The 20,432-nt window shown below is 64.9% G+C and carries 25 protein-coding genes; 13 read left to right on the top strand and 12 right to left on the bottom strand.

Translation table 11 applies throughout. The features are described 5' to 3' along the window. The first annotated feature begins 47 nt into the window (after positions 1 to 47). From RSE14_RS02170 to RSE14_RS02135, 8 genes are all read left to right on the top strand, one after another. Complete coding sequence (locus tag RSE14_RS02170; protein WP_324075611.1) at positions 48 to 527, top strand: RpiB/LacA/LacB family sugar-phosphate isomerase; 480 nt, start codon at positions 48 to 50, stop codon at positions 525 to 527. 41 nt (positions 528 to 568) lie between these two features. Beyond that, positions 569 to 1,846, top strand: a complete 1,278-nt coding sequence (glyA, locus tag RSE14_RS02165) for a serine hydroxymethyltransferase (RefSeq protein WP_416379372.1) — start codon at positions 569 to 571, stop codon at positions 1,844 to 1,846. A 13-nt stretch (positions 1,847 to 1,859) separates the two neighbouring features. Continuing rightward, on the top strand, positions 1,860 to 2,081 hold the full coding sequence (locus tag RSE14_RS02160; protein WP_324075609.1) for a hypothetical protein: 222 nt from the start codon (positions 1,860 to 1,862) through the stop codon (positions 2,079 to 2,081). An 8-nt stretch (positions 2,082 to 2,089) separates the two neighbouring features. Then, complete coding sequence (gene nrdR, locus RSE14_RS02155) at positions 2,090 to 2,551, top strand: transcriptional regulator NrdR (protein ID WP_324075608.1); 462 nt, start codon at positions 2,090 to 2,092, stop codon at positions 2,549 to 2,551. Between the two features lie 7 nt (positions 2,552 to 2,558). Next, positions 2,559 to 3,305, top strand: coding sequence for an RNA methyltransferase (locus tag RSE14_RS02150; RefSeq protein WP_324075607.1), 747 nt, complete (start codon positions 2,559 to 2,561; stop codon positions 3,303 to 3,305). A gap of 103 nt (positions 3,306 to 3,408) precedes the next feature. Then, positions 3,409 to 3,678 carry a hypothetical protein gene (locus RSE14_RS02145; protein WP_324075606.1) on the top strand — a complete coding sequence of 90 codons (270 nt, stop codon included), beginning with the start codon at positions 3,409 to 3,411 and terminating at the stop codon, positions 3,676 to 3,678. A 186-nt stretch (positions 3,679 to 3,864) separates the two neighbouring features. Further along, positions 3,865 to 4,479, top strand: a complete 615-nt coding sequence (gene rpsD, locus RSE14_RS02140; protein ID WP_324075605.1) for a 30S ribosomal protein S4 — start codon at positions 3,865 to 3,867, stop codon at positions 4,477 to 4,479. A gap of 103 nt (positions 4,480 to 4,582) precedes the next feature. Continuing rightward, positions 4,583 to 5,218, top strand: coding sequence for an NAD(P)H-dependent oxidoreductase (locus RSE14_RS02135; protein WP_324075604.1), 636 nt, complete (start codon positions 4,583 to 4,585; stop codon positions 5,216 to 5,218). On the opposite strand, the gene RSE14_RS02130 is transcribed toward RSE14_RS02135, so the two are convergent. From RSE14_RS02130 to RSE14_RS02080, 11 genes are all read right to left on the bottom strand, one after another. After that, complete coding sequence (locus RSE14_RS02130) at positions 5,215 to 5,526, bottom strand: chorismate mutase (RefSeq protein WP_324075603.1); 312 nt, start codon at positions 5,524 to 5,526, stop codon at positions 5,215 to 5,217. The genes RSE14_RS02135 and RSE14_RS02130 overlap by 4 nt on opposite strands. A 51-nt stretch (positions 5,527 to 5,577) precedes the next feature. Then, positions 5,578 to 7,575: an alpha/beta hydrolase family protein gene (locus tag RSE14_RS02125; RefSeq protein WP_324075602.1), complete on the bottom strand. Its 1,998-nt coding sequence runs from the start codon at positions 7,573 to 7,575 to the stop codon at positions 5,578 to 5,580. 58 nt (positions 7,576 to 7,633) lie between these two features. Continuing rightward, positions 7,634 to 8,770, bottom strand: coding sequence for a tRNA guanosine(34) transglycosylase Tgt (gene tgt, locus RSE14_RS02120; protein ID WP_324075601.1), 1,137 nt, complete (start codon positions 8,768 to 8,770; stop codon positions 7,634 to 7,636). Positions 8,771 to 8,874: 104 nt separating this feature from the next. Continuing rightward, positions 8,875 to 9,402, bottom strand: a complete 528-nt coding sequence (locus RSE14_RS02115) for an outer membrane beta-barrel protein (protein ID WP_324075600.1) — start codon at positions 9,400 to 9,402, stop codon at positions 8,875 to 8,877. Between the two features lie 168 nt (positions 9,403 to 9,570). After that, on the bottom strand, positions 9,571 to 10,338 hold the full coding sequence (locus tag RSE14_RS02110) for an ABC transporter permease (RefSeq protein ID WP_324075599.1): 768 nt from the start codon (positions 10,336 to 10,338) through the stop codon (positions 9,571 to 9,573). Continuing rightward, positions 10,338 to 11,282, bottom strand: a complete 945-nt coding sequence (locus tag RSE14_RS02105) for an ABC transporter ATP-binding protein (protein WP_324075598.1) — start codon at positions 11,280 to 11,282, stop codon at positions 10,338 to 10,340. The genes RSE14_RS02110 and RSE14_RS02105 overlap by 1 nt, the downstream gene beginning before the upstream one ends. A 9-nt stretch (positions 11,283 to 11,291) precedes the next feature. Continuing rightward, complete coding sequence (gene queA / locus RSE14_RS02100; RefSeq protein WP_324075597.1) at positions 11,292 to 12,329, bottom strand: tRNA preQ1(34) S-adenosylmethionine ribosyltransferase-isomerase QueA; 1,038 nt, start codon at positions 12,327 to 12,329, stop codon at positions 11,292 to 11,294. Between the two features lie 42 nt (positions 12,330 to 12,371). Then, on the bottom strand, positions 12,372 to 13,121 hold the full coding sequence (locus RSE14_RS02095; protein WP_324075596.1) for a peptidylprolyl isomerase: 750 nt from the start codon (positions 13,119 to 13,121) through the stop codon (positions 12,372 to 12,374). A gap of 94 nt (positions 13,122 to 13,215) precedes the next feature. After that, the gene (coaD, locus tag RSE14_RS02090) at positions 13,216 to 13,728 is read right to left on the bottom strand and encodes a pantetheine-phosphate adenylyltransferase (RefSeq protein ID WP_324075595.1); all 513 of its coding nucleotides are present in this window, start codon (positions 13,726 to 13,728) and stop codon (positions 13,216 to 13,218) included. A gap of 30 nt (positions 13,729 to 13,758) precedes the next feature. After that, positions 13,759 to 14,646: a polyprenyl synthetase family protein gene (locus tag RSE14_RS02085; RefSeq protein WP_416379371.1), complete on the bottom strand. Its 888-nt coding sequence runs from the start codon at positions 14,644 to 14,646 to the stop codon at positions 13,759 to 13,761. Between the two features lie 29 nt (positions 14,647 to 14,675). Beyond that, entirely contained in the window at positions 14,676 to 14,957 is a 282-nt protein-coding gene (locus RSE14_RS02080) for an exodeoxyribonuclease VII small subunit (RefSeq protein ID WP_324075593.1), read from the bottom strand. A gap of 68 nt (positions 14,958 to 15,025) precedes the next feature. Between RSE14_RS02080 and RSE14_RS02075 the strand changes: the two genes are divergently transcribed. Genes RSE14_RS02075 through RSE14_RS02060 form a run of 4 tightly spaced genes read left to right on the top strand, consistent with a single transcriptional unit; the run spans position 15,026 to position 18,828 of the window. Beyond that, positions 15,026 to 15,454, top strand: coding sequence for a DUF2177 family protein (locus RSE14_RS02075; protein ID WP_324075592.1), 429 nt, complete (start codon positions 15,026 to 15,028; stop codon positions 15,452 to 15,454). Between the two features lie 7 nt (positions 15,455 to 15,461). Next, positions 15,462 to 16,136 carry a hypothetical protein gene (locus tag RSE14_RS02070; protein WP_324075591.1) on the top strand — a complete coding sequence of 225 codons (675 nt, stop codon included), beginning with the start codon at positions 15,462 to 15,464 and terminating at the stop codon, positions 16,134 to 16,136. Between the two features lie 30 nt (positions 16,137 to 16,166). Beyond that, on the top strand, positions 16,167 to 18,416 hold the full coding sequence (purL, locus tag RSE14_RS02065) for a phosphoribosylformylglycinamidine synthase subunit PurL (protein WP_324075590.1): 2,250 nt from the start codon (positions 16,167 to 16,169) through the stop codon (positions 18,414 to 18,416). Positions 18,417 to 18,420: 4 nt separating this feature from the next. Continuing rightward, positions 18,421 to 18,828, top strand: coding sequence for a hypothetical protein (locus RSE14_RS02060; RefSeq protein WP_324075589.1), 408 nt, complete (start codon positions 18,421 to 18,423; stop codon positions 18,826 to 18,828). Positions 18,829 to 18,832: 4 nt separating this feature from the next. Here RSE14_RS02060 and RSE14_RS02055 read toward each other — a convergent pair whose 3' ends face one another. After that, on the bottom strand, positions 18,833 to 19,639 hold the full coding sequence (locus RSE14_RS02055) for a Coq4 family protein (protein WP_324075588.1): 807 nt from the start codon (positions 19,637 to 19,639) through the stop codon (positions 18,833 to 18,835). A gap of 105 nt (positions 19,640 to 19,744) precedes the next feature. Here RSE14_RS02055 and RSE14_RS02050 point away from each other — a divergent pair, with 105 nt between their 5' ends. Then, a complete protein-coding gene (locus RSE14_RS02050; protein WP_324075587.1) occupies positions 19,745 to 20,431 on the top strand; it encodes a nitroreductase family protein in 687 nt (228 codons plus the stop codon). Position 20,432: the final 1 nt, after the last annotated feature.

The following is a 20,432-nucleotide window of genomic DNA, read 5'->3' as shown; positions in this document are numbered from 1 at the left end:
CGGCCAAGGGGTGGAGAATCGCGCCCCACACGCCTATGTGGGGGCCCATGCGCATCGCCATAGCATCCGATCACGCCGCGACCGAACTGAAGGCGGACCTCGCCGAATGGCTCGTCGAGGAAGGCCACGAAGTCGCCGATCTCGGCCCAGAGCCCGGCCAGTCCGTCGATTATCCCGATTACGGCTATCGCCTCGCCGAGATCATCGCCGAAGGGACAGTCGAATTCGGCATTGCCCTGTGCGGCAGCGGGATCGGCATCTCGATAAGCGTCAACCGCCACCCGCAGGTGCGCTGCGCGCTGGTGTCCGAGCCGCTCTCGGCCGCGCTCGCCCGCGAACATAATAATGCCAATTGCATCGCAATGGGCGCGCGTCTCGTAGGGATCGAAATGGCAAAGTCCTGCGTTGCGAGTTTCCTTGATACCGAATTCGCCGATGCCGGCGATCCTGCCGGGCGCCACCAGCGCCGGGTGGGCAAGCTTGGCAAGCCCCCGTTCCTGCCCGTTCACATCGAGACCCATCAATGAGCACCGCTCCCGTAGATTTCGCCGCCCGCGCTGGAAACCCCATGGACGGCTTCTGGCATGATGACTTGGCCCACGCCGATCCCGAGATCGCGGCCGCCATCGCCAAGGAACTCGCCCGCCAGCGCGACAAGATCGAACTGATCGCGTCAGAAAACATCGCGAGCCGCGCGGTGCTCGAAGCGGCCGGTTCTGTCTTCACCAACAAGTACGCCGAAGGCTATCCCGGCAAGCGCTACTACGGCGGCTGCGACTATGCCGACGTGGTCGAGACCCTCGCGATCGAGCGCGCCAAGCAATTGTTCGGCTGCAACTTCGCCAATGTGCAGCCCAATTCGGGCTCGCAGATGAACCAGGCGGTGTTCCTCGCCCTGCTCAATCCGGGCGACACCTTCATGGGGCTCGATCTCAACTCGGGCGGCCACCTCACCCATGGTTCGCCGGTGAACATGAGCGGCAAGTGGTTCAACGTCGTCTCCTACGGCGTTTCGCGCGAGACCGAGACCATCGACATGGACGAGGTTGCCGCCAAGGCGCGCGAACACAAGCCGAAGATCATCATCTGCGGCGGCACGGCCTATTCGCGCACCTGGGACTTCCCCGCCTTCCGCGCCATCGCCGATGAAGTGGGCGCGGTGCTGCTGTGCGACATGAGCCACATCTCCGGCCTCGTCGCCGGCGGCGCGCACCCCTCGCCCTTCCCGCATTGCGATATCGTCACCTCGACCACCCACAAGAGCCTGCGCGGACCCCGCTCGGGGATCATCCTGTGGAATGACGAGAAGTATACCAAGCCCCTGAACATGGCCGTCTTCCCCGGCCTGCAGGGCGGCCCGCTGATGCATATCGTCGCGGCCAAGGCGGTGGCCTTCAAGGAAGCGCTCGACCCGAGCTTCAGCGCCTACGCGCACCGCATCGTCGAAAACGCCCGCGCGCTCGCCGCGAGCCTTGAGGAGAACGGTTTGCGGATCGTTTCGGGCGGAACCGACAACCACTCGATGCTGGTTGACCTCACCGCCAAGAACGTGACCGGCAAGGACGCCGAAAAGGGCCTCGATCGCGCCTTCCTCACCTGCAACAAGAACGGCATCCCCTACGACACCCGCTCGCCCTTCATCACCAGCGGCGTCCGTCTCGGCACCCCGGCGGGCACCACCCGCGGCTTTGGCCCGGACGAGTTCCGCACTGTCGGCAAGCTGATCGCCGAAGTGGTGGAGGGCCTTGCCAAGAACGGCCCCGAGGGCGATGCCCAGATCGAAGAGAGCGTCCGCGCCCGCGTGAGCGCGCTCTGCGCTGCCTTCCCCGTCTATCCGGGCATGTAAGGAGCCTTTCGCAATGAACGATCAGGAACCGCGCGGCTCGCAAGACTGGGTCGAAGATGCCAAGACCGAGATTTCGGGCATGGCCAAGGAAGGGATCAACCATCCCTCGACCCCGCCGGTGCTGACCGGGGCGGCGATCGGCGCGGTGGCCGGTGCCTTGCTGCCGGTGATTTCCTGGCCGCTCGGCCTTGCGATTGGTGCAGGCTTTGCGTTCTATCAGCGGATCAAGAAGTAACATTCTGAATGCGCTGCCCCTTTTGCGCCCATGATGATACCCAGGTCAAGGACAGCCGCCCGACCGAGGATAATGCCTCGATCCGGCGGCGGCGCCAGTGCTCGTCCTGCGGGGCGCGCTTCACCACCTTCGAGCGCGTCCAACTGCGCGAGGTCGTGGTGGTCAAGTCGGGCGAACGGCGTGAGCCCTTCGAGCGTTCCAAGCTCGAACAATCGGTCGCGCTCGCCAGTCGCAAGCGCGGGATCGATCAGGAACGGCTCGATCAGCTGATCTCCGGCATCCAGCGCCAGGTCGAAACCTCGGGCGAGGCCGAGGTGCCCTCGTCCCACATCGGCGAGCTGGTGATGGAAGGCCTGCGCCAGATCGATTCCGTCGCCTATATCCGCTTTGCCAGCGTCTACCGCGATTTTTCCGAAGCGCGCGACTTCGAGGAATTTGCCAGCACTGTCCAGCAAGCGGCCAAGGAATAAGCGCAAAATGGCCGATCTGAACAAGCCGGTGATCGTGCTGGTGCGCCCGCAGCTGGGCGAGAACATCGGCAAGGCGGCGCGCGCGATGCTCAATTTCGGGCTGACCGAATTGCGCCTTGTCGCCCCGCGCGACGGCTGGCCCAATCCCTCGGCAGGCCCGGCGGCATCGGGCGCGGATATCGTGCTCGAACAGGCCAAGGTCTATGCCACCACCGCTGAAGCCGTGGCCGATTGCCAGCACGTCCACGCCACCACTGTCCGCAAGCGCGGGGTCACCAAGCCGGTGATCGGCGCGGACGAGGCCGGACGGCTGGTGCACACCGAGGCCGGGCGCCACGCGATCCTGTTCGGCCCCGAACGCTCAGGGCTGGAGACCGAGGACGTCGCGCTTGCCCGCAATATCCTGACGATCCCGATCAATCCCGAATTTGCCTCGCTCAATCTCGCCCAGGCGGTGATTCTGGTCGCCTATGAATGGTCGCGCATGGGCCGCGAGTTGGCCGATGCCTCGGGCGTGCTGGTGCAGCCGACGCTCGAAGAAGTGCTCCCCCCTGCCCCGCAGGACGAGCTTGACGCGATGATCGCCCATTTCGAGAAACTGCTCGTCCCGCGCGGCTATTTCCGGCCCGAGGCGCGCGCCGAGAGCACGCGGCGCACCTTGCGCGGCCTGCTGACCAAGCCCGCCTGGAACCACCTCGAAGTGCGCACCCTGCGCGGCATCCTGTCCTATCTGGAGCGCGAGCCGGACGCCTGAGCGGACCTTCACGCCTTTTGTATTGGACGGGCGGGAACACCGGAGTTAGTCGGGCGTTCGCGCTGAAACCCCTCTCCCTCAAACAAACCCCATGAGATTGCTGATGAAATCGATGTTCCTGCGTTCCGGTGCGGTGTTCGCTGCCTCGCTCCTCGCCGCCTCTGCCCTCGCCGCCCAGAAGACCCCGGCCGACGAGCCCGAGACCGCAGCCCCGGCCGAGCAGACCGCCGAAAAGCCCGAAACGGCCGAAGCCCCCGCCGAGGCCGAGCCCGAGCGCATCTGCCGCTACATCAAGCTCGACACGGCAAGCCGCCGCAAGACCAAGATCTGCCGCACCACCGAAGAGTGGCGCGATCTTGGCAATCCGCGCTGATCCGCGCAGCCGCCGGGCCACCCCGCGGGCTTGACGCGCGCGCCAATCCTGCTATCGGCGCGCCTTCGCAAATGGGCCCTGCACCCCGGTGAAGCAGTGGCCGCATCAGGAATATCGTCCTGATGGAGCGATGCCGGGTTGAATGGCCGCCACAGGGGCGGTCCAGCACATTGAAGGATACGACTTATGTCGAAGCGCAAGAGCGCCAAGTACAAGCTTGACCGCCGGATGGGTGAAAACATCTGGGGTCGCCCGAATTCCCCGGTGAACAAGCGTTCCTACGGTCCCGGCCAGCACGGCCAGCGCCGCAAGGGCAAGATGAGCGACTTCGGTCTGCAGCTGCGCGCCAAGCAGAAGCTCAAGGGCTACTACGGCGACGTCACCGAAAAGCAGTTCAAGCGCACCTACGCCGAAGCTGCCCGTATGAAGGGTGACACCAGCCAGAACCTGATCGGCCTGCTCGAGCGTCGTCTCGACATGGTGGTCTACCGCGCCAAGTTCGCGCCGACCATCTTTGCCGCGCGCCAGATCGTCAGCCACGGCCACATCTATGTGAACGGCGTGAAGTGCAACATCGCCTCGCGCCGGATCGACATCGGCGATGTCATCAGCCTCGGCAGCAAGGCCAAGGAAATGGCGCTGGTGATCGAAGCCCAGGGCCTGCCCGAGCGTGATATCCCCGATTACGTCGCCACCGACGGCAACGACAAGGTGCAGTTCACCCGCGTGCCGAAGCTCGACGAAGTGCCCTATCCGGTGACGATGGAACCGAACCTGGTGGTCGAGTTCTACTCGCGCTGATCCTTCGGGCATCGCAAGAACACCAAGAGGGCGGCCTTTCGGGGCCGCCCTTTTCTTTTGCGCGGCGGCGAGGCACTCATCTGGGCGACGAGAGGGATTCGCGATGAATGTGCTGCTGATCGATGCCCATCCTGACACGGGGCGCTATGCCTCGCACCTGCTGGAGGTCTACCGCGCCGCGCTGCCTGCCTCGGCCGAGGTTACGCTGGTGGCGCTGCGCGACCTCACCTTCGATCCCAACCTCGCCCACGGCTATCGCCAGCGCACCGAGTGGGAGCCCGATCTGCGGCACTTGGCCGAGCTGCTCGACGCCTGCGATCACCTCGCGCTGTCTTTCCCGATGTGGTGGGGGGCCGAACCGGCAACGCTCAAGGGCCTGCTCGACCGGCTGTTCCTGCCCGGCTTCACCTTTGCCTATCATGACAATGACACATGGTGGGATCGCAACATGGCGGGCCGATCAGCCGATGTGATCATCACCATGGACACCCCGCCGTTCTTCCTGCGGCTGGCCTATGGCAATTCCATCATCCACCGCTGGAAGAAGCAGGTGCTGGGCTTTGCGGGGTTCAAGCCGGTGCGCATCCTGCCGCTGGGGCAGGTCAAGTTCGGCGGGGCGGAGCGCAAGGGCGCGAAGTGGGAAAGCAAGGTGCGCGGCCTTGCGCAATCAATCCGTCAGGCACAGCCGGACAAGAAACAGCCGCGGCTTGAGGCCTTCCTCAACTGCAAGAAATCCTAGCTGCGGACCTTGTCCCACTCGGTGAATTCATAGGCGATCGAGCCTTCGACGAGCCGTTCCCAGATATCGGCCACAACCTCGCCCGGGATGCCATGGGCCTCGGCCTCGGCCACGGCGGCCGCGATCACGCTGGCCTTGCGCTCCTCGTCGCGCACCGCATCGCGGCTCGGCTTGATCCGGGCGGCGGCGCGCATATAGCCGAAGCGCGTTGCCAGCAGCGCCACCAACTCGCGGTCCAGCGCGTCAACCCCGGCGCGCACCTCGGCCATGGTGGTGCAATCTGCGGGGGCAAGGGGTCTATCAGTCATGGCACCCGCCCTAGGCGGTGCAAGGCCGATTTGTCGAGTGCCTTCGCGCCGTTACCCGCCCTGCCCGAGATGGCTGTCGAGAAAGCCGCCGATGGTGGTGAGCATGTCGATGCGGGCCGTGGTGTCATCAAGGCCGTGCTGCAGGTCTGCATATTCGTGATAGACCACGCGCTTGCCCGCCGCCTTGAGCGCCTTTTCCATCGCCTGGACGTGGCGCACATCGACATTGAGATCGCGGGTGCCGTGGAACAGCGCGACCGGGGCGGCAAAGCGATCAGCATGGCGGCGCGGACTGCCGGCCTCGACATGCGGGCCGGTGCCGACGAATTGCTGGACGAGCCGCGAGGAGGTGTAGCCGCGCTTGTCCTCGGCCAGAAAGCCGAGATCGGTCACCGGCGCGATCGCCACCACCGCCTTGAACAGCGCCGGATCGAGCACCTGCGATTGCAGCGCGGCATAGCCGCCGTAGGACCAGCCCAAAATCGCGAGACTGTCGCCGCGGGCGATGCCCTCCTTCACCAGCCAGCGTCCGGCATCATTGACGTCGCCGATCGCCACGTCCCACGCCTTGAAGCCGTTCTTGCCATACCACGCCTCGCCATAGCCCGATGAGCCGCGGTAATTGGGCTGGAGCACGGCATAACCGCGCGCGGTGAGGAACTGCACCAGCCAGTCGAAGCCCCATTCGTCGCGCGCCGCAGGCCCGCCATGCGGCAGCACCACCGCCGCAAGGTTCTTGCCGTCAGAACCGGGCGGCAGGGTGAGATAGGCCGGGATCAGCGTGCCATCGGCGGCGGGATAGGTGACCGGCTTCATCGTCCCCATCGCCTTGCCTTCAAGCCCGGCGCGCACCGGTATCAGGGGTTCAAGGCTGCGGGTGGTCTTGTCGTAGAGATAGGCCATGCCGGGCTGGGTATCGCTCGATGCGATCAGCAGGATGCGGCTTTCATCGCTGCTGGCGCCGACGATGTTGATCAGCGGCGTATCGGGCAGCGCCTTGGCGAGCCCGGCGGCGAGTTTCTTCAAGTCGGGATCGAAATAGGCGACCTCGCGCTTTTCGGTGGCATAGCTTGCGCCCAACACGCGGCGCTTGCGGCCGATGCGGATCAGCGCGTCGACATCGACATCGCCGCGCGCCAGCACCAGCCTGCCCGCGTCGCTGCCATCGAGCAGCACCTCGATCACCGCGTCATAGCCGCCCTTGGTGATGAAGCCGTAGGCGACATTGCGGAGGCTATCGACAGCGACGGGCGTGAAGCCATTGATCGGCTGGCCGTCGACTGTGAGCCTTTCGAACTTCTTCCACGTGGTGCTGCCCGGCGTGCGGTAGAGATAGACATATTCGCCGGTGAGCCGGCCATTATTGTCCAGCAGCGCGCGGACCTTGATCCGAACCTGCCCCTGCTCGTCAGCCACGTAGCGCAGGGCCGTCTCGTCCGCACCTTCGAGAACCCGGCGCCTTGCCGTCATCGCATCGACCAGATCGACACCGAACCCGCGCTCGTCCTTGTAGGTGCGGGTCGCGGCGTTGATTTCGGGCACATATTGCCGCGACATCAGGATCTGGCCCTGATCGCCGCCGACATCGAAGGCGATGACATCGCCTCTGAACTGCAAATTCTGGACCGCATCGGCCGACTGGCGCTGGCTCAATTCGGTGAAACCGCTGCCATCATCATTGACCGCAAACAGCCATTCGAATGGCAAGAGGCCTCCCGTAGACCCGTTGGCCATGCCGGACACCTGGCAAACGAGGCGGCTGTCAGTCGCCCATTCGCACCAGTCGAGATCGGTGATCTTTTCTCGGTTGGTGGCGACAAGGCGATCCTTGAGATCCCCTGCAAGATCGAAGACATAGACCAGCTCGCTGTGTTCAGGTCCGGCTGCGACATAGGCGACTTTGGTGCCCGAGGGCGACAGACTGATCAGGAGCACCCTGGCACGCGCACCGAAATCGCGTGCCGCATCGGCGGGCTTGTCCTGCGCAAAGGCAGGCATGGCGATCAGCGCGGCCGCTGAAACCAGCGCGGCCTTGACCTTGCGATACATGATGCTGTCCCCCCGCCCCTTCTGCGACAGGGACAGCCTAACCCATGTCCTGCGCGGTTCAAGCCCTGGCGTGGAGGTAATCTGCCCGGAAGGTGCTGGCAAAGCTGGCGAATGTGCCTGCCGCAATGGCATCGCGCATGCCTTGCATCAGCGCCTGATAGAAGCTGAGATTGTGCTCGGTCACCAGCATGGCCCCCAGCATCTCGCCCGACTTCACGAGGTGGTGGATATAGGCGCGGCTGTAAGTCGTGCAGACCGGGCAATGGCAGCGATCATCGAGCGGGCCGGTGTCCTCGGCAAAGCGGGCATTGCGCAGGTTCAGCGGGCCGTTCCAGGTGAAGGCCTGCCCGTTGCGGCCCGATCGGGTCGGCAGGACGCAATCGAACATGTCGATCCCGCGCTCGACCGCGCCGACAAGATCGTCGGGCTTGCCCACCCCCATCAGGTAGCGCGGGCGATCGGCCGGGAGCATGTCGGGGGCATAGTCGAGCACGCCGAACATCGCCTCCTGCCCCTCGCCCACCGCCAGCCCGCCGACGGCATAACCATCGAAGCCCACGTCGATGAGCTTGTCGGCGCTGATGCGGCGCAGGTCTTGGTGGAGTGCGCCCTGCTGGATGCCGAACAGCGCGGCGCGGCTCGCGTGCTCCTCGCCGGCGTCAAAGCCCTCGCGGCTGCGCTTGGCCCAGCGCATCGAGAGTTCCATGCTGGCGGCAATCTCGTCACGCGGGCGGTCCGCGCGCGGGCACTCGTCAAACGCCATGACGATGTCCGAGCCGAGCAGGCGCTGGATTTCCATCGAGCGTTCGGGGCTCAGCATATGCCGCGAGCCATCAAGGTGGCTCTTGAACTCCACCCCTTGCTCGGTGAGCTTGCGCAGGTCCGAAAGGCTCATCACCTGATAGCCGCCGGAATCGGTCAGGATCGGGCGCGGCCAGTTCATGAATGTGTGGAGGCCGCCCAGCCTGTTCACCCGCTCCGCGCCCGGGCGCAGCATCAGGTGATAGGTGTTGCCAAGGATGATGTCGGCGCCCGTCTGGCGCACGGCTTCGGGCTTCATCGCCTTCACAGTCGCCGCCGTGCCGACCGGCATGAAGGCCGGCGTGCGGATTTCGCCGCGCTGCATCGCGATGGTGCCGGTGCGGGCCTTGCCGTCGGTGGCATGCAGAGTGAAGGCAAAGCGCGGGAGCGTCATGCGGCGGGTGCCTAGCGTGCCTGCCCCAAGGCGCAAGAAAAAAGGCAGGAGCAGCTAGCGGGGGGAAAGCTGCTCCTGCCTGACAGTGAGGGGAGGCTCAGGCCTTAGAAGGCGTAGAGCACGCCCACGGTCGCGCGGGTGGTGTCGAAGGCGATGGTGTCGATCCCGGCGCGGAAGCGGACCGGGGTGTCGCCCAGGCCGAATTCGACGCCAGCACCGACGAGGTAGTCGCCATCGGTGTCATCGAAGCCGACGACCGCCGGGACGACCAGGCCGCCAAGATCGAAATCGACCTCCTGATAGCCACCGCGCACGAAGATCTTGCCGGTCTCGCCCACGCGCACACCGGCGCGCGCGGCAATACCGTATTCACTGTCGATGCGGCCGTCGCCGATGTGGTAGTTGCCCTCGGCGCCGACGAAGAAGGTCTTGCCCACCGGCACATCGACCCCGGCCACGATGCCGTAGATGCCGCCATCGTCATCGGGCAGACCCGTGCCGAGATCGTGGATACCGGCCGATGCACCGACATAGGTTTCGACCTTGGGGTCTTCGTTCGACTGCGCCTGGGCAGCCGCCGGAAGTGCCATCGCGCCCAGCGCCGCAAGCGTGGTGAATGCGATTTTCCTCATGCAAAACATTCCTTATTGCTATCCTGCCGCAGGGGGTGCGGCGGTAGGCAAGTCTCTAGAAATCAGACACTTTCACACCGATGAACAGGGCGGCCAAGAACCGTTCAGGTCAGACGGGCGGTGGTTATCGCTCGACGAAAGGCATTCGCAGACCCGCCTCGCTCACGATCATTCGCGCAGCCGCCATCCGGTGCGGAAAATCACCGCGATGATCATCACGCAGATGGCGAGGAAGCCGAGCGTGAGACCGAAGGACACCATGATCGGCACGTCCGAGGTGCCATAGAAGGTCCAGCGCAGCCCGCTCACCAGAAAGGCGATCGGATTGCCGAGCGCGATGGCGTCCCACGGGCTCGGCAGATCGCGGATCGAATAGAAGGTGCCGCCCAGAAAGGTGAGTGGGGTGAGGATCAGCATCGGAATGATGCCGAGCTTCTCGAAGCTGTCGGCCCAGATGCCGAGGATGAAACCGAACAGCGCGAAACTTGCCGCCACCAGCATGATGTATCCCGCGGCAAGCAGCGGATGGGCGATCTCGTAATCGACGAAAAGCCGCGCCGTGCCGAGGATGATCGCGGCAAGGATCAGGCCTTTGGTCGCCGCCGCGCCAACAAAGCCCGCCAGCGTCTCGGCCACGCCGACAGGGGCGGAGAGGAGTTCGTAGATCGTGCCGGTGAAGCGCGGCATGTAGATGCCGAAGCTCGCATTGCTGGTGGTCTCGCCCAGCAGAGTGAGCATCAACAGGCCGGGGATGATGAAAGCGCCGTAGGGCACGCCGGCAACCGGCTCCATCCGCGCACCGATCACCGATCCGAACACCACGAAATAGAGCGAGGTCGTCAGCACCGGCGAGAGGATCGACTGGAAGGCGGTACGAAAGGCGCGGGCCATTTCGCGGCGGTAGATCGCATAGGCGCTGCGGAGGTTGAACTGCATCACGCCGCCTCCGCCGTCTCGCCCAGCAGGGAGACGAAGATATCTTCCAGCGAGCTGTCGTGAATGTCGATGCTGGTGTAACCGATGCCCGCATGGGTGAGCGCCTGGGTGAGCCGGGCGACGTCCGCTGCGCCCCCGCCCTCGCCCGATCCCCCGCGATAGACAAGCCGCCTGCCCTCGCCCGCCAGCTCCAGCGGAAAACCCACCAGCATATCCGGCAGCGCAGCCAGCGGGGCGGCAAGATCGATCACCGCCTCGGTGGTGCCCAAGCGCTCCATCATCGCAGCTTTCTCGTCGACCATGCGGATGCGGCCGCGCTGGATAATGCCGACGCGGTCGGCCATTTCCTCGGCCTCCTGGATGTAGTGGGTGGTGAGAATGATCGTCACCCCGCGCTCCTTGAGCGCGGCGATCTGCTCCCACATCCCCTTGCGCAGCTCGACATCAACGCCCGCCGTGGGTTCATCGAGGAACAGCAGTTCGGGATCATGCGCCAACGCCTTGGCGATCAGCACGCGGCGCTTCATCCCGCCTGATAGCGCCCGGATCTGCGCGTCTTTCTTGTCCCACAGCGAGAGCGAGCGCAGGATCTCCTCGATCCGCGCAGGATCATGGGCTTTTCCGAACAGCCCTTGCGAATAGGCGACCGCGCGCCACACGGTCTCGAACATGTCGGTCGCGAGTTCCTGCGGCACCAGCCCGATCCGTGCGCGGGCAGAACGCCAGTCCTTCGCAAGATCATGCCCGAAAGCGGTGATCGTCCCGCCCGAGGGCCGCACCAGCCCGCACACCGCGCCGATCAGCGTCGTCTTGCCCGCCCCGTTCGGCCCGAGCAGGGCGAAAATCTCGCCCTTGCGGATGTCGAGATCGACATTGTCGAGCGCGCGGGGGCCGTTCTTGTAGGTCTTGGTCAGGCCGCGGATCGACAGGATGGGTTCGTGCATGCCCGATGGTTACGGGAGCAGCAGCGAGGAGTCACCATAGGAATAGAAGCGGTATTCCTGCGCGATGGCGTGTTGATAGGCCGCCATCATCCGCTCGCGCCCCATCAAGGCACTCACCAGCATCATCAGGGTCGATTTGGGGAGATGGAAATTGGTCATGAGGCCATCGACGGCGCGCAATTTGTAGCCCGGCGTGATGAAGATCGCCGTGTCCCCCGCGAAAGGTTGAATCACGCCGTGCTCGTCCACCGCGCTCTCTAGCAGGCGCAAGCTCGTGGTACCGACCGCGATGATGCGGCCACCGGCAGCGCGCGCCGCGTTCAATTGATCGGCGGTATCTTGGCTGATGCGTCCGAATTCGGCGTGCATCTGGTGGTCGTCGGTATCCTCGGCCTTCACGGGGAGGAAGGTGCCCGCGCCCACGTGCAGCGTCAGCATCGCGCGGCCAATCCCGGCGGCATCGATCGCATCGACGAGACGCTGGGTGAAGTGCAGCGAGGCTGTCGGCGCGGCAACCGCCCCTTCCTCGCGCGCGAACATCGTCTGGTAGTCTTCGAGATCAGCCGCGTCGATCCCGCGCTTGGAGGCAATATAGGGCGGTAGCGGCATGGTGCCGGCGCGGTCGAGCAGCACTTCGACCGGCTCCTCGCCCTCGAAAAACAAGGTGAGCGAGCCGTCCCCATGGCGTGCCTCGGCAATCGCGGTGACCCCGCCGCCGAAGATCAGCTGGTCGCCTTCCTTCACGCGCTTGGCATTCTTCAGGAAGGCCTGCCAACGGCGCAGGTCAATGCGCTTGTGCAAGGTCGCGCCGATCTTCGCCTCCCCATCGGCGCGGCGCCCTTCGAGCTGGGCGGGGATCACGCGGGTGTCATTGAACACCAGCACATCGCCGGGATTGAGGAGGGCCGGCAGATCCCGCACGCCCCGGTCTTCAAACGGCGCGTCGGTGCCGCGCACCACCAGCATCCGCGCCGCATCGCGCGGACGCACGGGCCGCAGCGCGATGCGCTCTTGCGGAAGTTCGAAATCGAAGAGGTCTACTTTCATCGCGCGCGCCCCTAACCCGAAGGGACGCAAGGCGAAAGCCCCTTAGGGAATGGGCGCGCTCAGCATGTCGGCCGAGATCGGCGCCTCTTCGGCCGCAGGAAGCGGCGGCGGGGGCGGCAGGTTGTCGCTCGCCAGAGAGGCCTGGGTGATGAAGGTCGGCTGGGCCGGCGGCTCACCCTTGTTGATCGCGTCCACGGCTTCCATGTTCTCGATCACGCGGCCGAAATTGGTGTATTTCTTGTCGAGGCTGAAGCGCGGGTAGAAAACGATGAAGAACTGGCTGTTGGCGCTGTCCTCTTCCGAAGCGCGCGCCATCGACAGCGTCCCGCGCACGTGCGGCATGGGGTTGAATTCGGCCTTCAAGTCGGGAAGCTCGCTGCCGCCCTGCCCGGTGCCGGTCGGATCGCCGCCCTGCGCCATGAAGCCGTCGATCACGCGGTGGAAGATCACCCCATTGTAGAAGCCGCGGCGCGACAATTCCTTGATGCGTTCGACATGGCCGGGCGCCCAGTCGGGCATCAGGCGGATCTTGACGCGCTGCCCGTTCGACAGATCGAGCACCCAGATATTGTCCGGATCGGCGTTCACATCATAATTGATCGCGGCATAGACCTTGGCCGGGACAGGAGCCTTCTCGTCCTCGTCCTCGTCCTCTTTGGGGGCATTGTCCCCGAAGGCGACCGGCGGGGTATCGTCCTTCTGCTTCTGGGCAAGCGCGGGCTGGCCGGCGAAGGCGATAAGGAGCGCGGCGGCCAGAGTGGCAGGGACGCAATTGAGCTTGGCTTTGATCATGATGTCATCCGTTCTGCCCCGCCGTTTAGCCATGCCGGGCTGACACTTCAATGAATGAAGCGGGCCTACCCACAAAGCGTGGCTGCAAATCTGCCTAGTAATCGCCTTTGGTGCCAGTCTCGCGCACCCGTGCGATCACTTCCTCGCGCACCGGCGGGCTCACGAACTTGGCGATATCGCCGCCATAGACCGCGATTTCCTTGACCAGCTTGGAGGCGATCGGCTGCAAGGAAACATCGGCCATCAGGAACACAGTCTCGATATTGTGATCGAGCTGCTGGTTCATGCCGGCCATCTGATATTCATATTCGAAATCGGCCACGGCGCGCAGGCCGCGGATGATGACGGACGCGCCCTGTTTCTGCGCGAATTTCACCAGCAGGGCGTTGAAGCCCACGACCTCGACATTGGTCAGGCCCATGCTCGCCACCTCGCGCTCTACCATGCGGAAGCGTTCCTCGGTGGTGAACATCGGGTTCTTGGACGGATTGGTGGTGACCCCGATGATCAGATGATCGACCAGCTTGGAGCCGCGCCGGATGATATCGGCATGGCCAAGGGTGATGGGATCGAAGGTTCCCGGGTAAATCCCGACGCGGCGTGTCATGGTTTTATCCTCTCTCAGGGCCTCGAAGCCCTAGCGATCCCGCTCGACAATATAGCGGGCCAGCGCGCGCAGGATATCGGCTTCGGGGCCATAGGCGGCGAGATGCCCGACCGCCTGATCGACCAGCGCGCGCGCCTGTTCGCGGGCCTTGTCGATCCCCATCAGGGTGACGAAGGTCTGCTTGCCCTGTTCATTGTCCTTGCGCAGCGCCTTGCCGGCTTTCTCGACATCGCCTTCGACATCGAGCAGGTCATCGGCAATCTGGAAGGCGAGCCCGATATCACGGGCATAGGCGCGCAAGGGTGCCCGCCCCTGCGGCGGCACCTTGCCAAGGATCGCCCCCATCTCGACCGCGGCAGCGAGCAGCGCGCCGGTTTTCAATTGTTGCAGGCGGGTGATCGCGGGAAGATCGTAAGTCACGCCTTCCTCGTCGGCGACCATGTCCATCATCTGGCCGCCGGCCATACCGCTCATGCCCGAAGCGGTGCCGAGGGTGGAAATCAGCTCGACGCGGCTGAAGGGATCGGCGCTGGTTTCGGGATCGGCGAGCACTTCGAAGGCCAGCGCGTGCAGCGCATCCCCCGCCAGCACGGCCGTGGCCTCGTCATAGGCCTTGTGCAGCGTCGGCTTGCCGTGGCGCAGATCGTCATCATCCATGCAGGGCAGGTCGTCATGGATCAGCGAATAGACGTGGATCGCCTCGATCGCCGCGCCGGCGCGCAGGGCCGGCTCGCGCGCGACGCCGAACAGGCTTGCGGTGCTCACCACCAGCAAGGGGCGCACCCGCTTGCCGCCGCCAATCGCCGCATAGCGCATCGCCTCGATCAGGCGCGCGCTGGTATCCTCGGGAACGGGCAGCAGCGCATCGAACAGCGAATCAACCTCGCCCTGCACCCGCGCAATCGCATCGCCCAGCATCGAGCCTCCGGTCTGCACCAGCATCACCCTCAGTTTCCTGCGTCGAAGGCTTGGGTGGATGCCGCCCGGCCATCAGCGCCGGTGACGATCTTCTCGATCCGCGCCTGCGCCGCATCGAGCCGCTGCTGGCACGCGGAGCGCAGCGCCTCGCCGCGCTCGTAAAGGCTGATCGACTGATCGAGCGGCACGTCGCCGCGCTCGAGCTGCTGCACGATCTGCTCGAGCGCGCCCAGCGCCTGCTCGAAGCTCATTTGCGAAATGTCCGGCGCCTGTGCCCCGGCGGTGTTGCCCTCGTCCATGCCCGCCAGCATTGACGCGGCCGCCCCGTCCGGTCAAGGCTGCGCGCATCGGGGCGGGACAAACCGGGACAAAGAAAAACATGACGAAATGGATCATCGCCTATGGCACGGCAGCCCTTGCCTTTGGCGCGCTGGACGCAATGTGGCTGCGCTGGGCGGCAGGCAATCTCTACCGTCCGGTGATCGGCGATATCATGGCGAAGGATTTCAACATGGCCGCCGCCGGGGTGTTCTACCTGATCTATCTCGCCGGGATGATGTGGTTTGCGGTGCGCCCGGGCCTTGAAAGCGGCACGGTGCAGGCTGCGATGCTGAACGGCATCCTGCTGGGCGCGCTGTGCTATGCGACCTTCGATTTGACCTCGCAGGCCGTATTCAAGGTGTGGGCGACCCATATCAGCGTGCTCGACATCCTGTGGGGCGCCTTTGCCACCGGCGCGGCGAGCGCAATCGCCTGCTACGTGACTTTGCGCTTCGCCCCTGCGGCGGCCGCGACGGCGGCGGGCTGAGCTTCCCATGTTCATCGGCCATTTCGCTCCTGCCTTCCTCGCGGCTGCATCCAGTCCGCGCAGCCCGAGGCTGGGCACGCTGTTCGTGGCCGCACAGCTGGTCGACTGGGGGTTCTTCACCCTCGCAACCATCGGCGTGGAGGCGATGCGGGTCGATCCGAAGGCGAGCGTGATGAACCCGATGGACCTCTATCACATGCCCTTCACCCACAGCCTGCTGGGCGCGGGCGCATGGGCGCTCGCGTGCCTGATCGTGGTGGCCATCGGCCAGCGCAACCTGTTTGCAGGCTTTGTCGCGGGACTGGTGGTGCTGTCGCACTGGCCGCTCGACTGGCTGGTGCATGTCCCCGATCTGACGATCGACGGCACCCCGCCGAAGCTCGGCCTTGGCCTGTGGAACCATCCGGCGATTGCCATGCCGCTGGAACTCGCGCTGACCGGCGGAGCCTTCGCGCTCTATGTGCGCCGCACGCGCGGGCCGATCGGGCCGCCAATGGTGCTGCTTGCGGTGATGCTGATGTTCCAGGCCCTGAACTGGTTCGGCCCGCAGCCGACCAGCGCCGGGCCATTCCTTTACCTTCAGGCCCTGCTCGCCTTCGCGATCCTGACCGCGCTGGCTGTCTGGGTCGGGGAGAATCGCTGGTTCCAGAAACGCGGCGGCTTGGCCTTCAGCGATCAGTAATCTAGGGGGCGGCGCAAGGAGTCCCCACCCATGACCCAATCGTCCGCCATCACCCCCGAAATCGTCGAACAGCACGGCCTTTCCCACGAGGAATACGAGCGCGTCCTTCACGCGCTGGGCCGTGAGCCGAACCTTGTGGAACTCGGCATCTTCTCGGTGATGTGGTCTGAGCATTGCTCCTACAAATCCTCGCGCATCCACCTGAAGAAGCTTCCGACCGAGGCGCCGTGGGTGATCTGCGGCCCGGGCGAGAATGCCGGCGTGATCGACATTGGTGACGGGCAGGCGGCGATCTTCAAGATGGAGAGCCACAACCACCCCTCCTATATCGAGCCCTATCAGGGCGCGGCGACTGGCGTTGGCGGCATTCTGCGCGATGTCTTCACCATGGGCGCGCGGCCGATGGCGAATGCCAATGCGCTGCGCTTCGGGCGGCCCGATCACCCCAAGATGAAGCACCTCGTGCAGGGCGTGGTCGCAGGGATCGGCGGCTACGGCAATTGCGTGGGCGTGCCGACGGTGGCGGGCGAGACCAATTTCCACCCGGCTTACGATGGCAACATCCTTGTGAACGCGATGACGGTGGGCGTCGCCGATCAGGGCAAGATCTTCTATTCGGCCGCCACCGGCCTCGGGAACCCGATCGTCTATGTCGGCTCCAAGACCGGGCGTGATGGCATCCACGGCGCGACCATGGCTTCGGCCGACTTCGGCGAGGATGCCGAAGCCAAGCGCCCCACGGTGCAGGTCGGCGATCCCTTCACCGAAAAGCTGCTGATCGAAGCCTGCCTCGAATTGATGGCGACCGACGCGATTGTCGCCATTCAGGACATGGGCGCGGCCGGCCTCACCTCCTCCTCGGTGGAAATGGCAAGCAAGGGCGGCGCGGGCATCCGGCTCGACATGAACAAGGTGCCCTGCCGCGAGACCGGCATGACGCCCTACGAGATGATGCTCTCGGAAAGCCAAGAGCGCATGCTGATGGTGCTCCAGCCCGGTAAGGAAGCCATGGCTGAGGCGATCTTCCGCAAGTGGGAACTCGATTTCGCGGTGATCGGCGAAGTCACCGACACGGGGCACATGGTGCTCGAATTCAATGGCGAAGTTGTGTGCGACATTCCGCTCGCCCCGCTGGCGGACGAAGCGCCCCTGTATGACCGGCCCTACCTCTCCAAGGAGGAATATGCCGTCTGGGCGGGCGTCAAGCCGCTGGGCGAAGTGCCCTCGACCGATGATGTGGCTGCGGACCTTCTGACGCTGATGGGCTCGCCCGATCTCGCCTCGCGCGGGTGGATTGCGCAGCAGTATGATTCGCAGGTCGGCGCGGACACGCTCCAGACTGGCGGCGATGCCGGCGTGGTGCGCGTGCATGGCACGGGCAAGGCGCTCGCCATCACCACCGATTGCACCCCGCGCTATGTCTTTGCCGATCCCTATGAGGGCGGCAAGCAGGCCATCGCCGAGGCCTACCGGAACCTCTGCGCCGTGGGCGCGCGGCCACTGGCAGTGACCAACTGCCTCAACTTCGCCAATCCGCAACGCCCGGAAATCATGGCGCAGATCGTCTATGCATTGGAAGGCATGGCCGATGCCTGCCGCACGCTCGATTTCCCGATCGTGTCGGGCAATGTCAGCCTCTACAACGAGAGCAAGGCGACCGGCGGCGGCTCGGCGATCCTGCCCACCCCGGCAATCGGCGGCGTCGGCATCATCAATGATCTGTCGAAGATGATGACGATGCACTTCAAGCAGGCAGGCGATGCGATCTACCTCGTCGGGCCGGAATTCTGGGCCAAGCCCGATCCCACCCGCTCGCACCTCGGCCAGTCGCTGTGGCTGCGCGTCATCAAGGGGATGGAAGCGGGCCGCACCCCGCCGACCGACCTTGTGGTGGAACGCACCGCGGGCGAGATCATCCATGAGCTGATCGCCGACGGCCTCGTCAATGCCGTGCATGACCTTGCCGATGGCGGCCTTGCCGTGGCGCTCGCGGAAATGGCGCTGGCAGGCGGCATCGGGGCCGAGGCCGACATGGCGGGCAACCCCGACTACACCCCCGCGCAGTGGTGGTTCGGCGAAGATCAGGGCCGCTACCTCGTCACCGTGCCCGACGTCGCGGCCTTGAACGCAGCCCTCGCCAAGGGCACCCGCGATGCGGATACGGCGCAGATCGGCTTCCAGCGGATCGGCACGGTTGGCGGCGACAATGTTCTGGGCGTTCCGCTGGCCGAACTGCGCGCGGCGCACGCCCGCTTCTTCCAGGACTGGATGGAAGGCTGATCCGATGAGCAGCGGCTATTCCGGCACGCCGCTCGTCAAGAAGCTCACCTTGCGTGACGGGATGCGGGTGTGGTTCGACGCCATGCCCGAACACGTGATCGACGAGATCGACGAATATGCGCTCGATCTCGTCTTCGTGGCCGATCCCGCGCAAGGGCTGGACGCGGCGCATATCTTCGTCACCGAGCGGGCAGCACTGGAAGCGCATCTCGCGGCGCTCCGGCACCAGATCGCGCCCGATGGTCAGATCTGGGTGAGCTGGCCCAAGAAGGCCGCAAAGATCGAAACCGACCTCACCGAAGACACGATCCGCGAGGTCTGCCTGCCGCTGGGGCTGGTCGACACCAAGGTATGCGCGATCGACGAGACCTGGTCGGGTCTCAAGCTGGTGATCCGCAAGGAATTGCGCTGAAGGCTTAAGCCGCCTGCGGCTGCGGCTGGGGCGCGCTGCCGAGCGTCAGATCCTCGCTGAGGATACCCTCGCCCGCAAGGATCGCAAGGCACTGGCGGTAGACCTCGGGCTTGCCGATGTTCAGCCGCGCGCGCGCCTCGGTGATATCCTCGCGCATCAAAGCAGCAATATCCTGATGCGAAATCTTCGCCGCGGCGCGGCCAAGCTTGCGCCCTTCCTTGATCGCGGCGAACAGCGGCGCCTTGGTGCCGGAAACCTTCTTGATCTGGCGTGCGCCCGCATAGGCGATGAACAGGATGCCCGTATTGTGGTTCTGCTCGTAGCTGAAACCGAGCAGGCTCGCCTCGCCCAGCGCATCGCGGCCGTAGCCGGTCAGCACGTGGAACAGATCATGCGTGTCGCGCAGGCGATCAAAATACCACTGGGTCAGGTCGCGCGGCAGGCTTTCGGGCGGCGCCCACTTGTGGCTTTCGGCCACGAGGCCCGCCGCCGAGAGCCCCTCGCGCTTCATGAAGGCGATGTAGTGCGCGGCCACCTTGTTCGGCCCGCAATCGGCCCAGCGCGAATGATCATCGAGCATCGCCGGAATGTCGACGCCATCGGCCAGAAAGCGCTGCCCCTCGGGCGAACGGATGAATGCATGGGCCTGAGCATGGCTGCGCTTGCCCTTGGTGGCTTCGATGATGTGGAACACCTGCTCGGTGTCTTCCTTGTCCTCCACCAGCTTGCCGAAATGGTGCAGCACCTTCAGCGGCCGGAAACCCGAGGTCTTGCGGGTCGGGGCAACGAGCGGAAGATCAAGAACCGACATGGTGTAACGTCCTTTGCGCGAGTCGCGAGTTGCGTTCAGCCACTCCTACTTACATTGCTGTCAGTTAAAAGTCCATTCCCCGTTGATCGAGGTCAAAACCGGACAATGCCCGAAATCGAAACCCTGCCCTACGCGCTGCAACGCCTGCCAGACGACACGGCAATCGCCCGCGCCGAATCATTCAGCGCAAAACTCAAGGAACGCCGCACATGTCGTTTCTTCAGTGATGCACCCGTCCCGCGCCTGGTGATCGAAGCGGCCATTGCCGCCGCCGGCAGCGCGCCATCGGGCGCAAATCACCAGCCCTGGCATTTCGCCGTCATTGCCTCGCCCGACAAGAAGCGCGCCATTCGTGAAGCGGCAGAGGCAGAGGAGCGGCGCTTCTATGGCGCGGACGGCGCTGATCCCAAGGCCAGCGGGGAATGGCTCGATGCCCTCGGCCCGCTCGGCACGGACGCAGACAAGCCCTTCCTTGAAACCGCGCCATGGCTGATCGTCGTCTTTGCCCAGCGCAAGGGCGGCATCGCCGAGGATGGCGAGACCCAGAACTACTACGTCAATGAAAGCGTCGGGATTGCCTGCGGGATGCTGCTCGCCACCCTGCACGAGGCAGGCATCGCCACGCTCACCCACACGCCCTCGCCCATGGGCTTCCTGCGCGAGGTGTGCGCGAGGCCGGATTGGGAAAAGCCGGTGATGATCGTGGTTGCAGGCCACCCGGCATCAGAAGCCACAGTGCCCGCCCACGCGCTGGTCAAAAAGCCGCTGACGCAGATCGCCAGCTGGCTCTAGC

The organism is Erythrobacter sp., assembly GCF_035194505.1.
GTDB lineage: Bacteria > Pseudomonadota > Alphaproteobacteria > Sphingomonadales > Sphingomonadaceae > Erythrobacter.
This window is presented reverse-complemented; position numbering and strand designations above follow the sequence as displayed.